This window comes from uncultured Marinobacter sp. (genome assembly GCF_913055835.1).
Taxonomy (GTDB): Bacteria; Pseudomonadota; Gammaproteobacteria; order Pseudomonadales; family Oleiphilaceae; genus Marinobacter.
Map to the genome: position 1 here is coordinate 22,299 of NZ_CAJXKQ010000032.1, position 14,789 is coordinate 37,087.

Sequence of the window (14,789 nt, forward strand, 5' to 3'; positions counted from 1 at the left end):
CGGCGTGCCGGCGGTCCTTTACAGCTACGTTAACAGTGTAGTCATAACCACCGGTCTTGCCTACCGCCTCAGGCGCTGACCGAACGACCGGTGTAATCGGAAAAGTCCGGTTTTCTCGGCTGATGCTGGTCGTCTGTCATGTAGGCCGAGGTCAGAATGAATTCGGCGGTGGCCCGGTTGCAGGCCACGGGAATGTTCCAGAGTGCCGCAATTCGCAACAGCGCCTTGATGTCCGGGTCATGGGGTTGTGGTTCGAGGGGGTCCCAGAAGAACACCAGCAGGTCGATTTCGCCCTCGGCGATCTTGGCGCCGATTTGCTGGTCGCCGCCCAGGGGGCCGCTGAGCAGGCAGTGAATGTCATCCCGTTCAAGGTTATCCCGGAGCAGCCGCCCGGTGGTGCCGGTGGCGTAGAGTTTCAGCGGGGCGAAGCGGGTGCGGTTTTCGGCAACCCAGTCCACCAGTTCCTTTTTCTTGTTGTCGTGTGCCACCAAAGCGACGGATTTTACGGCCATTTGGGGTAAAGTCTCCTGTTATCACGGTTTTTACAGGGATCAGTGTTTCACAGCCTGACCCGCGACGGAATAGGAAAGAGGTTTATGTCCGCGACTGCAGCCTTTGACTGGCAATCCACCCCGGCCGCCGTCTGGCGTCGCCATCGCTCTGGGCTTCGTGCCATCCGCCGGCTTGATCCGGTGCAATGGCAGGATCTGAAGGGTATTGACCGACAGCAGCAGGCCCTGGCCCGCAACACCGAGCGCTTTCTGGCAGGGGAGCCGTCCAACAACGCGTTGCTCTGGGGCTCCCGGGGCACGGGTAAGTCATCTTTGATCAAGGCGCTGCTGAATCGCTATCAGGAGCGCGGGCTGCGGATGATCGAGGTGGATAAGGATGATCTGGTCAACCTGCCGGAAATTGTCGATGACATCTGCGATCTGCCGTTCCGGTTCGTGATTTTCTGCGACGACCTGTCGTTTGATGTGGGAGAGTCCAGCTACAAGGCCCTGAAAAGTGTGCTTGAGGGCTCCCTGGAGCTGCCGCCGGAGAATGTGCGGGTGTATGCAACCTCCAACCGCCGACACCTGATGCCGGAGTTCATGTCCGACAACCTCAAGAGCGAAATGCGGGACGGGGAGCTGCATCCGGCGGAGGCGATCGAAGAACAGGTATCTCTGGCCGACCGCTTCGGTCTGCAGCTATCCTTCTATGCCTTTTCGCAGGACGTATACCTGCAGGCCGTGGACGCGCTTTTTCCGAAGTTTGATGACCGTGAAGGCCTGCACCGCGAGGCGATTCGCTTCGCCACTGCCAAGGGCGTGCGCAACGGCCGAACGGCCCAACAGTTCTACCGCCAGTTTGCCGGCGAGCAGGAGCTGGGAAAACTGAAGTAGCTACTGCCGTTTGGCCATCCTGATGAAATGGTGGTGAACCACCCGGACACCCAGAAACACGAGGGTCATCACCACAGGAATGGCGATGCCGAGCACCAACGTCTTGTTGAAGGCAACGCCGGCTTCATAAACCGAATCCAGCCCGAATTTGAGCAGGCCAATCAGGTAATAGGTGATGGCCACCACCGAGAAACCCTCCACGGTGTGCTGCATCATCAGCTGGATCTTGGAGCGCCGGTCCATGGAACTGAGCAGTTGCTGGTTCTGGCTCTGAATGGCCAGTTCCACCCGGGTGCGCATCATGTCCGAGGCCCGGTCGACCCGGCGCGACAGGTCTTCCAGGCGCTCACTCACCGCTTCGCAGGTTTTCACCGCCGGTGTCAGCCGGCGGGTCATGAATTCGGTCAGGGTCAGGTGGCCGGAGAGTTCGTCCTCCCGCAGTTCCTCCAGGCGGGTCAGAACCAGCTGGTGATAGGCCCGGGTGGCTGAGAAACGGAACGTGGAGTGGGCCCGGAAGGCCTCGATACGGGCGGCAATGTTGGTCAGCTGGGCCAACAACTTTTCTTCATCCACATCTTCATTCTCCGCCAGTGACCGGGTGATGACCGCCAGTTTTTCGTCCATATCGTTCAGGGACGGCGTGATTTCCCGGGCAACCGGCAGCGCCAGCAGCGACATCAGGCGGTAGGTTTCAATCTCCATCAGGCGCTGGGTCAGCCGGCCCAGCTGGCTGTCTGACATGTGGTGGTTCATCACCATGAACCGGCCAAAGCCGTCACTGTGCAGACGGAAGGTGCCCCATACCCGGGCGGCGCCTTCCTGTGGGCTGGAGCCAACCAGTCGCATGCCTTCGAAGTGTTTGCGCACATAACTCAAGTCGCCTTCGGTGCCATCAACAGCGGGCCTTACTTCCAGATGGAAGGCCGCGATCACCGTGCCGGTCAACTGCTCCAGCCATCCATTGGGCAGCGGGGTGATACCGGTCTCGGTAAAGGGCGTTTCATCGCCGGCTTCCAGATTGATGAACGTGTAGGACGCGAATTCCATGTGCATTTCGCGACGCACCCGCAGAGAACCAAACGTGTGCTCGAAACAGCCCACTTCCTTTTCCGGCACCGGATGCCCCATCAACCGGTGGAGTTCCTGAAGGTGCCGGAATTGCTGCTCCCGCTGCTCGGGCGTGGTCAGCACTGCCATCTGGGTGACCCGCGCGGGTGTTGGTAGCACCTGGAACGGCCGCGAATGCAGCTCGTTGTATAGCTCGTTCCGAAGCGGATGAATATCGAGGGAGTCCAGGCGTGCACTCACGGCGGGAAGTTCCTGTTTTCAAGAATGGATGGCAGGGATAATAACCCGGAAGCTTACGCCGTCAATGCCACCTTGGGTGCGGTTTCGGGCTTCCACCCGGGCACCATGGTAGTCGGCAATCAGGCTGACGATCAGCAAGCCCTGCCCCAGATGGCCTTGTTCCTGACCATCCCGCATCGACACAAACGGGCTGAAAATGTCAGTGGTGGTGTCTTCCGGCAGCGTCGAGCCCTGGTTGAAAACCGATAGGCACAGGCCTTCTGGCGTGGTTTCCAGACCCACTTCAATCAGGCCATCCTGTGGTGTGAAATCCCGGGCGTTGTCCACCAGCTTGTCGAGCAACTGCACCATCAGTTCTGGAGAGCCGGTGATCATGCAGCCCGCATCGGGCCCCGAATAGCGAATCTGATGGCTGGGATCGAGGGCCTGGTAGGCGGCGGTGGCTTCGGCAGCCACTTCGGCGAGATCAAACGGTTCCTTATCCGCATGGTCCAGGCTCTGTTCAAGCCGGGCTGCTTCGCTCATGCCGTGGAGTATTTGCCGAAGGCGCTCGGTGGCTGAGGCCGCCCGTTCAATGTACTGCCTTCGTTCTTCTTCCGAGTCGCTGTGGTTCAGGTTTTCCAGCGAGGAACGCACCACTGCGACGGGCGTTTTCAGCTCATGGGACAGTCGCCGGGAGAAACTTTCCAGGTAGCGGTTGTAGCCGTGGAGTCGGTCCACCATCAGGCTGAAGTGCCGCTGCAACTGGCCCAGTTCATCCTTGCTTCGGGCATCCGGCACTCTGCCGGTAATCCGGCCGTCTTCGTCAATGCTGGCACTGACAGCGCGCTGCAGGCGGGTAATTCGCCATGACAGCCAGCTGGCGTAGCCGAGCAGAACCAGGGTGAGAGCAACAATGATGAGTGTACTGCGGGCAATGACCGAGCCCAGGGCAGAGCCGGAGAGGGTCAGGAGCTGGTCCAGTGACTGCTCCAGTATCAGCGTGCGACCACCGAAAACTTCCCGGGTGGTCAGCAGCCAGATGCTGTCGTCTTCATGACGGACCAGGCCCGAATCCGGTAGCGCTTTAATCTCCACACGGTTAGTGCCGGTTTCAATAGTTGTGGGTTCCGGCTGGTAGAGGCGAACCAGGCCCCGGAGCGCGTTGAGACTGATCTGTTCGATGACCTGAACCGGGCTGAGACTGTCGAACTCGGGCGCTGTTTCGGCAGAGTCAGACCGCTGTCGTGCGATTACCCAGCCGGCCGGTTCCACAAGGCGGACTTGCTGTCCCTGGTTCAGCTCTGGCTCCAACTGGCGCTCCAGGGCCAGGTTGCGACTGACCAGAACCGGCAGCGGATCAACGGGCGTGGAGATGCCGGTTACCTGGTCAGTGCCCCATAAGGCCGCAAAACCCAAACGGCTGCGATCCGCCGGCATGGGCAGTTTCAGTTCCAGTTGCCAGGCCCCGGTGATCTGGTGCATGAAGGCGGAAATGCGGTAATCCGTCTTTTGGCTGGCCTCGTCGAAACCATAAAGCTGGCCCGGAGCCGGCGTGCGTAATAGCCAGGATGTCCGGGTACCCTCGGGAGCAAGGTTTCCGGGGGGCGGTTCCAGCCAGAGCCTGAGCCGGTCATAGGGCTGAGTCGGATTGCCTGGATTAAAGAACACGGGTTGCCGATGGTTGACGCGGATCAGCAGATACAGGTTTCGCCGGTCGGTCGCAGCCTGCCACTGCAGGACTGGCTCGCCGGTTTCTGTGCTGGTCTGGCCTTGCCAGTTTCTTGCCTCGTCGTCTTCGTCATACCCCGGCCAATCGTGGCCATAACCATCCAGGTTCAGGTTGCCGGCCAGTGGTTCGACGTAGATGGCTGGCTCATCAGGCCTGATAACGGAGCTGCCGATTATCTGGTCGCCGGCAGTCTCGGCCAGTCTTCCGGCCTGGGCCTGCAATTGCAGCCGGGCCTGTTGGCGGAGGGCGTCGTCCAGTTCCAGGACAAACTGCAGACCCGCCCAGGGGATCAGCAGCATCAGCAGGCTGGCGACGAACAGCTGGCGCTTGAGGCTCAAGGTTCAGACCTCACGGGCGTTCCAGCGGTAGCCCATCCCGTAGGCGGTCTGGATACCATCAAAGGCCTCATCCAGTTGCAGGAACTTGCGGCGGATGCGTTTGATGTGGGAAGTGACCGTGTTGTCGTCCAGCACGGTGCTGGCAGCTTCCATCAGTTGTTCGCGACTGCGCACATGGCCGGGGTGCTGCACCAGGGAATGCAGCATCCAGAATTCTGTCACGGTCAGGTCAATGGGCGTTCCGTTCCAGGCGACGGTCATGCGATCGACATTCAGGGTGAGCTTGCCCCGCTGAAGCACTTCATCCGGCTTCTGGAGGGCTTCGGCCCAGGCATCGGCCCGTCTGAGCAGGGCGGTCACACGGGCCAGCAGGTGGTCCAGGCTCATGTCTTTGGTGACATAGTCATCGGCGCCCAGGCGCAGGCCGTGGACGGAATCGATGTCGCTGTCACGGGCAGTCAGAAAGATGATTGGCAGGGTCTGGGACAGTGATCTCAGGTCCTGGCACAGGGCGAAGCCACCCTCCGGCTCATCGCCCAGGCCAACGTCGATGATGGCCAGGTCCGGCAGTGACTGACGCAGCACCTGCCAGGCAGACGAGCGGTCGCCGTGAGAGCTTACGCGATAGCCTCGGCGCTCGAACGCGGCGCGGTAGTTGTCGCGGATGGCGGGTTCGTCTTCGATCAGTACAACGTGTTTCTTCATGATGGCGGCTGCTTCCCATTGCCGGTGTCGGTCTATTTAACCATGGCAGATGGCGATAACAAGGGCGCAGGCCGTTGTTGCCATAATTCATCATTTTTTGAGGGCGGTTTGTCGCAATCTGCCATGGGAGTTCCTTTCCGGATTGCTGAAATGGCGGTGTTTCGCACAGTCATGCAGCCATAAGGATTCTCTCATGATTATTTCCAGTTCTCCTCTCAGGCTCTACTCAAAAGCCGCCGTTTCAAAACGCCAGCGGTTCCGGCTAAAACGTTTTATGGAAGGAGTGAGTCTCTGGCTGGCAGTTATGCTGATGCTGTTTGTCCATCCACTCTATGCCGAGGCGAATGAGGTAGAAAACGTCGGCCAATTGCATTTTGTCGACGGCCAGGGGCAATGGCAGGAACCGGCGCTCGTGCTGGATAGTGAATTCGACATACGGGTCAGCGGACTGATTGCCGACTCCCGGCTGCTGAGGAGTTTCCGCAATACCAGTGACGAGTGGAGGGAAGGGGTTTTTGTTTTTCCGTTGCCGGAGAAGGCCAGTGTTTACGGCCTGACCATGAAAGTGGGCGAGCGGACCATCGAGGGTAAGGTGCAGCCGAAGGAGACGGCGCGCCGGACCTATGAGAAAGCAAAACAGGCCGGGCAGCATGCGGCGAATGTGGAGCAGCAGCGTCCGAACCTGTTTACCGCCCGGGTTGCCAATATCCCGCCAGGGGAGACGGTCTCGGTGGAGCTGAAGTACCAGCAGCCGGTGCAGTATCAGGCCGGGGTGTTCGAACTCACGGTTCCGACCACGTTGACGCCCCGCTACATGCCAGGAGCGCCGGTCAGCACCGCACCGGATCAGTGGCAAGGCGGCTGGGCAATGCCGACGACCGAGGTGCCGGATGCCGGTGCCATCAGTCCGTTTACGGTGAACCCGGCTGATGTAGCCGCAGACAGCCACCGGGCGTCGATCAATCTGGTGATTGATTCCGGGTTGGCACTCGAGAGTGTCTCCAGCCCGTCACATCGGCTCGTTACCGGTCAGGATGGCCAGACGTTCAGGGTCCGCCCCGATGGCGGCAAGATACTGATGAACCGCGATTTCGTGGTGCGCTGGCGTCCGGTTGCGGGGCTGGAACCCTCGGCGGCGATTTTTCATCAGTCCTGGGAAGTGGAGGACTACCTCATGGCCATGCTGGTGCCCGGCGAAAGCGGCACCATGGCGTTGCCCCGGGATCTGGTGTTTGTGATCGACACCTCCGGCTCCATGGCGGGCGAATCGATCCGCCAGGCCCGGAGTGCGCTTCAGGCCGGTCTCGACACGCTGACACCGAGGGACCGGTTCAATGTCATCCAGTTCAACAGCCAGACCCATTCCCTGTTCATGCAGCCGGAAGTCGCCACCGGAAACAACCTTGCAAGGGCCCGGCAGTATGTGGACCGGCTTCGGGCGGACGGCGGTACGGAGATGGCGCCGGCCCTGTCCAGGGCCCTGGAGACGGCAAGTGAAAATGAAGACGGGGCCAGGGTGCGACAGGTGATTTTCATCACCGATGGTGCCGTGGGTAATGAGGCAGCGCTGTTCCGGCAGATTCGTCGGCAACTGGGCAATCAGCGGTTGTTCACGGTGGGCATTGGTTCGGCGCCGAACAGGCATTTCATGCGTGAGGCCGCCCGCTGGGGTCGGGGAACCTACACGGCGATTCATTCCCCTTCTGATGTAGACGGCCCTCTTAAGGCCTTGTTTTCTGCCATGGAGTCGCCGGTTCTGACGGATGTCCGGGTCAAATGGCCCGGCCAGCATGCAGGCAAGGAATCTTTTCCGGGGCGGCCAGGCGATCTGTTTCAGGGCGAGCCGCTGATGCATGTGGTTCGGGGTATTCCTCCCATGGGTGAGTTGGTGGTGTCGGGCCGCCTGCCGGGTGGCGAGCAATGGAGCAGAACGCTGGACCTGCAGCAGGCCGCCCCGGCAACCGGGCTTAATCGGCACTGGGCGAGAGAGAAGATCGACAGCATGGAAGATGAGGCGAGGGTAACGGACCGGGAGCCGGATCAGGCAGGCATTACCGAGCTGGCAGTAAGGCACGGATTGATGTCGGCCTACACCAGCTTTGTGGCCGTGGATTCCACGCTGGTGCGCAATGCAGAAGCGCCTGTGGAATCGGATAACTTGCCCACGCTTCTGCCGGCAGGCAGCCAGGCCGGCATGCTGCGCTATCCACAGACGGCAACATCAGCGCCCTTGCTGATCGCACTCGGTCTGGTAGGGCTGATGTTCTCCATTGCGATTTTGCTGCTGCAGAGGAGGACAATCGCATGACCAGGCTACTGCTCCTGTTGTTGACCAGCTCTGCTACCTTGTTGGTATTCGGGTTATGGATTCCGCTCAAGGCGGCCATTGCCCAGGAACTATTGGAGATGGCCTGGGCAGAAAGCCAGGCCCGGCAGACGGAATCGCGGCCCTGGCCCTGGGCGGATACCTGGCCGGTGGCCCGCCTGGCCATACCGGAGTTGAACGATTCCATGATTGTTCTGGCCGGTACCCATGGCGAGAGTCTGGCCTTTGGTCCGGGTTGGTTAACAGGTAACGATGATCATGCCGGAGCGGTGATCATTGCCGGGCACCGGGATACCCATTTCCGGAGCCTGAAAACACTGGAAACCGGAAACGAAATTCGCCTGCAGGACCTGGATGGCCGTTGGCAAAGTTACCGAGTGCAAGGTGCCCGGGTGGTGGACAGCCGTGTGGAGCTGATCGATACCCAGCGTTTGCCGGCGGGGACGCTGCTGCTGGTGACCTGTTACCCGTTCGACAGTGTCGATGCCAACGGGCCGCTGAGATATGTAGTGAGGGCCTCCGTGGAGGGCAAACAACGGGAACAAATTGAAACTGTTGCCGGAATATAAAGTTGGCGTACACTTGTGCGCCAAAATTTGGTTGCAGAGTGTGTTTGCATGGGTGTTATCAGAAAACTGCTGGCGTGGCTGAGCGTGCCGATCATCTGCCTGTTCGCGTTGGTGTTCTACGCGGCACGGCCGTTCAATCCGGATAACAATCGTTTCCTGGCGCGTGCTGTGGCCCGTTTCGGGCGGGCAGTCCTTGGTATGGAGCGGCCGCTGGAAGGCTGGGAGAACATGCCGCAGGACCGGCCAACCGTCGTCATTGCCAACCATCAGCATAATGACGATCTTTTTGTTTTGGGCGACCTGTTGCCGCCGCGAACCGTAACGGTCGGTAAATCGTCACTGGTGTGGGTGCCTTTCTTTGGTCAGGTGTTCTGGCTGGGCGGCAACGTTATCCTCAATCGCGCGCGCTCCCACAAGGCCATTGCGGTTATGAAGGCCACGAGCAGTGCCATCGCCCGCGACCGGAAAAGTCTCTGGGTTTTCCCTGAAGGCACGCGCAGCAGGGGGCGAGGATTGCAAAAATTCAAGAAAGGCGCCTTTCACGCTGCGGTGGCATCGGGTGCTCCGCTCACCATGGTCTGCGTTCAGGAGTACGCCGACGAGGCGGTCGGCTGCACTGGCCGACGTGAGTCCGTGGCTATTCGGATTCTTCCGCCTATCGAAACCGAGGGCCTCACGGCTGACGATATTCCGGAACTGATCGAGCGTTGCCACAAGAAAATGTCGGAGACGATTGCCGCACTGTGATCGGCTCGTCTGGAAGTGCTTGAAGCACCAATGGAAACAGGGCAGTCTTTCGGAACTGATCGTTTCGTTCAACGACCCTCAGGGAGAGGCAAGAGATGAATCTGATTCTGTTTCTGATTATTGGTGGTGTTGCCGGGTGGCTGGCTGGGCTGATCATGAAAGGCCGTGGCTTTGGCGTTCTGGCCAACATTGGTATTGGTATTGTCGGCTCGTTTATCGGCGGTTTTGTTTTCCGCCTGTTGGGTCTGGCGGCACAGGGTGCTGTTGGTGAGCTGGTGACGGCAACCGTGGGCGCGGTGTTGCTTCTCGCTATCGTTAGCGCAATCAAGAAGGCCTGAGCATGATCGTACCCGTAACCGGAGTGTTTGCCGCAGTCATTGGCATTCTTTTGCTGGTTTTGTCGGCTCAGGTCGTCAAATTTCGTTTGAAGTATAAAAAGGGGCTGGGCATCACCGACGACCGCGACTTCGAAGCGGCGGTCCGGGCCCACGCCAACCTGGTAGAGTATGCGCCTATTGGGCTGATCATGCTGGCCATCGCCGAGCTCAACGGCGTCGCCAGCGGCCTGATCTACTGGACAGGTATGGCATTGGTGGTTGGCCGTATTCTGCACGCTTTTGGCATGATCAACGGGCGTGGTGGCACCCACTGGGCCCGGATGATCGGCATACTGCTGACCTGGCTGGCAATCCTGGTGGCCGCATTGTTGCTGCTGTGGAACGTCTGGCAGGTTTACGGTTAGGGCAATAAAAGAACGGGGCGGCTTGTGGCCGCCCCGTTCAGGCTTCGATAAGCCAGTTTCACCACAGATTATTCCTCAATCTGGCTCTCGTCGTGGAGAATCAGCTCCACTTCTTCAGGATCCAGAACCTGTGCCTCGTATGTCAGTCCCTGGGCCTCAATCACGCTTACAAAGCCTTTCAGGTGGCTTTTCGAGCCATCAAGCAGGTTGGAGTAGGCAAGAATAATGGCGCGCTCATCAGTCTGGTTGATAGCGGCCAGAATATCTCTCATATCCTTCTCTTCGATCAGGCCCCCCACGAACAGGCCATCAATAAACGAGTTCTTGCCCTTGGCAACCAGCTCATCATAGAGCGCCTGAAGTTCCGGATTGGTGAACACGCCGATTGTGTCATTCACTACAGGATCTTCAACGTCAAACTTGTTTAACAGGTAATCCACTGTGCTGGTATGGCTCTCTTCCGAAAGCGCGATTTGAGCGAAAACCTGTGTCCTGTCACCCCAGTACTGGTCCATGGTGAGATAGACGTCCCGGGCAAGCTTTTCCTCTTCCCGCATGAACTGCAGATCGCTGATTTCGATGTTGGTCAGGTCTTCCGAGTTGGCTGTTTCGGTCGACCGGCCACCGCCGTCGCTATTGCGGGATCCGCCTGCGGCGAATGCGGCACTGGTAAGAAGCATCGAACTTATGAGTGCGGCAGTGATGAAGGGTTTTGCGTTCATAGTGACCTCTCTAGTCAGGTAATAGGTAAACCCTGGATACATGACTAAGACGAGCATATCGGGCAAAAGGTTCGTTAAATAAATGTAAGTTTGCTTTCTTTTTTGTAATTAACCATCTGATTTAACTGAAAAAATAACTTTTTGCGTTAATGCAGTTAATGCTTTTAATGCCTTAAAGATGAGAAAGATTGGCATTCCGGAAGTGCGAGGATGGCCTCGATTTTGTTTCCTCGCCATTGAATTACGTCATGCCACCCCCGGATCTGCAGAAAGTTCCGGGGGCAGTCGGTGGGGTATGTCTATGCTCAGAGCGCCTGAGCTACATCCAACGTCAGATATTCCAGTTCAACACGTCGGTTGGCAGCCCGATCTTCCGGGGTTGCCAGAGGGCGGGCCGAGCCCCAGTGACTCACCAGAATCCGGGATTCCGCAATGCCTTCCTGCGTGAGAATCCGGGCCACCGCATTGGCCCGCAACCGGGAGAGAAACCGGTTATAGTCTTCCGAACCGAAGTTGTCGGAGTGGCCATGAATTCTGACGCTGATCGAAGGGTATTTCTGCAGGTATGCGGCATGCTGTTTCAGGAAGGCAATGTCATCACCGTTCAGTGAATGCTTGTTGAAGCCGTAATGAAACTTCATGCGGTGCGGCCGCCTGATTCCGGCTTCGAAGTTGGCCATGGTAAGGCCGGCGGCTATCGCGGCATTGGCAATCAGCTCCGGGTTGTCCAGTACGAGTACGGTCATCTGAAAATCCTTGGTTCGATATCCGGTTTTTCTTGTTATTCCTGTTCACTATTGGCTGGAGCAGGAACAACGGCAATTGGCGAAAGGTCGATAGGTGGCCCGGTACAGTCCGTCGATGGAACCAATTGAATGTCATTTCTGTGACATCCCAATGACAACCGGGCCAGGGTTTAGGGCTTTCCCGACTCTGTGGGGTGTGCCACATTTCCGGGATTGACCCAGTGCGACCTATGCACTGGATTCCATTTGAGCGCGAAAAGAAGGCGCGGCTGTGGTAAAAAGCAGACTTTCAGGGACAGATTGTGATGAATTGTGACCGCCCATGCTGATTATCCCCGCCGAAAACGCCATTAACTGGAAACGCCCGCCCTGGGTGACCCTTGGCCTGATCATGGCCTGCCTGCTGGTTTTTCTGTTCTATCAGGGGGGCGATAGCCGCAAACTTGAGCAAGCGGTCGAACAATACCTGGCTGCCGACCTTCACAAGCTTGAGGCTCCGGCCTACGAGGATTACCTGCAGCGGCAGATCCAGTTTCAGGGCGAAGAGAGCCGGGTCTACGAACTCCAGCAGTTTCAACAACTGCGGGAAGAGAACGAAAACTTCTGGCTGGCCATCAACCTGATGATGGACCGTGAGTTCTACCAGTACCTGCTGCAAAACCGCGATGTCATTTGGGCACCGGCAGAACGGGCGCACTGGCAGGAAGAGCGCGGCGCCATTGAGCAGGAATACCTGCAGAAACTCAGCGCCAACCAGCTCGGTCTGGTGCCTGCCGATTTGTCGCTGTATACCCTCATTACCTACCAGTTTCTCCATGGCGGCTGGGGCCACATTATCGGTAACCTGATCTTCCTGTTCCTGCTCGGATTTACCGTTGAGAAAGCGTTGGGGCCTGGCCGTTACCTGATTGCCTATCTGGTGTGCGGGGCCCTCTCTGGTCTGATGTTTACTGCGGTTTCGGCGGGTAGCTACGTGCCATTGGTCGGTGCTTCCGGTTCAATCTCGGGGCTGATGGGCATGTACGTGGCCATTTACGGGCTGCAGAAAATCCGTTTCTTCTACTTCCTCGGTGTCTATTTCAACTACTTCCGGGCGCCCGCCATCGCCCTGCTGCCAGTGTGGATCGGCAAGGAAATCTACGATTACTGGTATGCCGGTGCCACCGGTATCGCTTATATGGCTCACGCTGGCGGCCTGATCGCAGGCGCCGGTCTGGTCTGGCTGCTTGGGAAAAGCTGGCTGCAGGTGCGCGAGGAATTCTTCGAGCCGGACGAGGAAGAGCAGGATGCCCGCTTTACCACCGGCTACGCCCAGGCCATGGCCAGCCTCGGCCGGATGGAGTTCGATCTCGCCCGGCGGCAGTTCGAGGCCCTGCGCGAGCATTACCCCGAACGCCATATTCTGTTGGAACATCTCTACCAGCTGGCCAAACTCCGGCCAGATCTGCCCGAGTACCGGGATCGGGCCAAGGAGCTGATGAACGATGCCCTCAGCCGACGCCAGCCAGAGCAGATGATTGCCATCTGGCAGGAATACCTGGGCAAGGGAGAAAGCTATCAGCCGTTATCGGCGCAGGACCATAACCGGGTGTTGTTTACCAGCCTGAAACAGCATGATCTGAAAGCTGCAGAGAAAGCCTTCGAGCGGCTGAAAAGCACCGGTGATGACATGTTGACCACCGAGGCCTGTCGGATACTGGCGGAAGAGTTCGAAAAACGGCAGATGGCCCCCAAGGCCCGTCATTATCGCCAATTATTGCAGGCCAACTGACACAGCTCGGGGCAGGGTAACGGGGACGGCTTTCCAAAACTGTGCGGAGCCATGGATGGCGGAGCCAAGCGTACATGGATGTATTCACAGCGTGTTTTGGAAAGCCGTCCCCGTTACCCTGCCTTACTCCTGAACCGAAAAAGACGCCCTGGGTCCCTTCAAAGGCTCTTTATTCCGCGCCTGCTCCATATAAACCGCGATCTGCTCATGAAGCGGATGATTCACGCATTTCTTCTGGATAAACGTCAGGAAGGCCGTCGCCTTTTCCCACTGGGATAATCCGTTGGCCAGGGTCTGCGCCACCAGTAGATAGGCCGGGGCCAGTTGTTCGCTGTCCGGGAAGCGCTTGTGGAAATCCTGCAGCACTCGCAAGGCAGGCTTGAACTGGCCCCGATGGTACAGGGCCCGGGCGCAGCGTACCGAAAGGTCGGGATCCTCCAGTTTGAAGCCGGGTTCTGCTTGCTGGAGCGTGTTCAGCACGCCAGCGATACCTTCGCCGTCGTTGCGATCGGCGAGCCAGCCCAGGATGCGCGGGTGGTAGCGGTAGAGTTCGTCGGTGTCCTGGCGGGCCGTCAGTAGCTGGTACAACTGGCCGATTCTCAGGGCGTTGTCCCGATCCCGCTTCAGCGCTTCCTTCAACATGCTCTGCACACGATCATAGTTGCCATCTTTCAGGTTCATGTCGATGTCGGCATCGAAACGGGCACTGCGGTCGCGCTGGTGGGTGTCCTGGCCGGCGGTTTCGTCCTGAATGTCCGAGGCAAATCCCAGCTCCTCCTGATACTGGAACAACAGGTAGCCCAGCATGTGGAACAGGATCAGTGTGAAGGTACTGTTCAGGAAGCCGGCCAGGGGCTGGGCCACCCAGAATGGAAAGTGATTGACGGCAAAGTCCTGGGCCGCACCAGAGGCGAGGGTAAGCAAGATTAGGTAGCCGTAGAGCAGGAAATAGGGGGTTCCGATTCGCGAGATCAGCACTGCCAGATTCATCGGGTTCACCGCCGCACCCACTGAGCGCTCCATGGCCAGCACCATAATGCTGGCCGGTAATGCCAGGATGACAAACGCCAGCGCCAACAGCATCAGGATCGGGCCGCCGAGCATGGCGGAAGCGCCAACCAGACCGCCCATCAGCACGAAGACCAGCAACTGCAGAATGACAATATCAAAGCCGCTGCCAGTGAAGGCCACGGACACGGCCGGCGGTTTCAGGTGACCTTCGGCGGTGTGGTTGATCACCGCATAGGTGTACTTGAACAGGGCAAGCGCCAGTACCAGCCAGATCAGGATGCCGATCAGGTTGGCAGGAGCCACCACCGGCACAAGGGTACAGATGGCGATAACGATTAGCGGATCGGTATGGAACGGATAGCGGAAGAACGCGCCGAGTCGCTGCCAGAACGGGACCACTTCGGTGGCCGCGCCCAGGTATCGCATGGCCTTGCTGCAGTGCGGGCACAGGGCTCTGCGCTGGCGGGTGTCGGCATCGGGCATGCAGCGGCTGCAATAGTGAATCTGGCACTCTCCGCAGTGCCATTTGGCAGGGTCGCCGGGGTGATAGTGGCAATCGTGTTTCACAGGTGCTTGGGTCCTGGTCCATCAGAAAATCGTTGGCTCATGATGACAGATGTCGGTTTTGAGCGCAGCAAACCAGTTAACAGGTAGACTAATGTCAGTTCCCGGGCGTATCCAACCGGGCACATTTGCTTATCCGGA

14 protein-coding genes are annotated in these 14,789 nt (G+C 58.6%); 7 read left to right on the forward strand and 7 right to left on the reverse strand.

Going from position 1 to position 14,789, the window contains the following annotated elements; translation table 11 throughout:
* Positions 1-68 precede the first annotated feature (68 nt).
* On the reverse strand, positions 69-512 hold the full coding sequence (locus QZ534_RS15235; RefSeq protein WP_296935554.1) for a methylglyoxal synthase: 444 nt from the start codon (positions 510-512) through the stop codon (positions 69-71).
* Between the two features lie 84 nt (positions 513-596).
* Between QZ534_RS15235 and QZ534_RS15240 the strand changes: the two genes are divergently transcribed.
* A complete protein-coding gene (locus QZ534_RS15240; protein WP_296935556.1) occupies positions 597-1,388 on the forward strand; it encodes an ATP-binding protein in 792 nt (263 codons plus the stop codon).
* On the opposite strand, the gene QZ534_RS15245 is transcribed toward QZ534_RS15240, so the two are convergent.
* Genes QZ534_RS15245 through pdsR form a run of 3 tightly spaced genes read right to left on the reverse strand, consistent with a single transcriptional unit; the run spans position 1,389 to position 5,450 of the window.
* Positions 1,389-2,696, reverse strand: coding sequence for a DUF3422 family protein (locus QZ534_RS15245; RefSeq protein WP_296935558.1), 1,308 nt, complete (start codon positions 2,694-2,696; stop codon positions 1,389-1,391).
* Positions 2,697-2,714: 18 nt separating this feature from the next.
* The gene (locus QZ534_RS15250; protein ID WP_296935560.1) at positions 2,715-4,745 is read right to left on the reverse strand and encodes an ATP-binding protein; all 2,031 of its coding nucleotides are present in this window, start codon (positions 4,743-4,745) and stop codon (positions 2,715-2,717) included.
* 3 nt (positions 4,746-4,748) lie between these two features.
* Entirely contained in the window at positions 4,749-5,450 is a 702-nt protein-coding gene (gene pdsR, locus QZ534_RS15255) for a proteobacterial dedicated sortase system response regulator (protein ID WP_296935562.1), read from the reverse strand.
* Between the two features lie 193 nt (positions 5,451-5,643).
* On the opposite strand from pdsR, the gene QZ534_RS15260 reads away from it, so the two are divergent.
* From QZ534_RS15260 to QZ534_RS15280, 5 genes are all read left to right on the forward strand, one after another.
* On the forward strand, positions 5,644-7,758 hold the full coding sequence (locus QZ534_RS15260; RefSeq protein WP_296935564.1) for a marine proteobacterial sortase target protein: 2,115 nt from the start codon (positions 5,644-5,646) through the stop codon (positions 7,756-7,758).
* A complete protein-coding gene (locus tag QZ534_RS15265) occupies positions 7,755-8,345 on the forward strand; it encodes a class GN sortase (protein ID WP_296935567.1) in 591 nt (196 codons plus the stop codon). Before QZ534_RS15260 ends, QZ534_RS15265 begins: the two co-directional genes overlap by 4 nt.
* A gap of 48 nt (positions 8,346-8,393) precedes the next feature.
* A complete protein-coding gene (locus QZ534_RS15270) occupies positions 8,394-9,092 on the forward strand; it encodes a 1-acyl-sn-glycerol-3-phosphate acyltransferase (RefSeq protein WP_296935569.1) in 699 nt (232 codons plus the stop codon).
* 95 nt (positions 9,093-9,187) lie between these two features.
* On the forward strand, positions 9,188-9,430 hold the full coding sequence (locus QZ534_RS15275) for a GlsB/YeaQ/YmgE family stress response membrane protein (protein WP_127334016.1): 243 nt from the start codon (positions 9,188-9,190) through the stop codon (positions 9,428-9,430).
* A 2-nt stretch (positions 9,431-9,432) separates the two neighbouring features.
* Positions 9,433-9,834 (forward strand): MAPEG family protein, encoded by a 402-nt coding sequence (locus QZ534_RS15280; protein ID WP_296935573.1) that lies wholly within the window; start codon positions 9,433-9,435, stop codon positions 9,832-9,834.
* Positions 9,835-9,902: 68 nt separating this feature from the next.
* On the opposite strand, the gene QZ534_RS15285 is transcribed toward QZ534_RS15280, so the two are convergent.
* Positions 9,903-10,556 carry a DUF2202 domain-containing protein gene (locus tag QZ534_RS15285; protein ID WP_296935575.1) on the reverse strand — a complete coding sequence of 218 codons (654 nt, stop codon included), beginning with the start codon at positions 10,554-10,556 and terminating at the stop codon, positions 9,903-9,905.
* A gap of 305 nt (positions 10,557-10,861) precedes the next feature.
* Positions 10,862-11,302: an OmpA family protein gene (locus tag QZ534_RS15290; protein ID WP_296935577.1), complete on the reverse strand. Its 441-nt coding sequence runs from the start codon at positions 11,300-11,302 to the stop codon at positions 10,862-10,864.
* Between the two features lie 322 nt (positions 11,303-11,624).
* On the opposite strand from QZ534_RS15290, the gene QZ534_RS15295 reads away from it, so the two are divergent.
* The gene (locus QZ534_RS15295; protein WP_296935579.1) at positions 11,625-13,073 is read left to right on the forward strand and encodes a rhomboid family intramembrane serine protease; all 1,449 of its coding nucleotides are present in this window, start codon (positions 11,625-11,627) and stop codon (positions 13,071-13,073) included.
* 123 nt (positions 13,074-13,196) lie between these two features.
* Here the strand turns inward: QZ534_RS15295 and QZ534_RS15300 are convergent, their stop codons facing one another.
* Positions 13,197-14,651, reverse strand: coding sequence for a hypothetical protein (locus QZ534_RS15300; RefSeq protein ID WP_296935581.1), 1,455 nt, complete (start codon positions 14,649-14,651; stop codon positions 13,197-13,199).
* Positions 14,652-14,789: the final 138 nt, after the last annotated feature.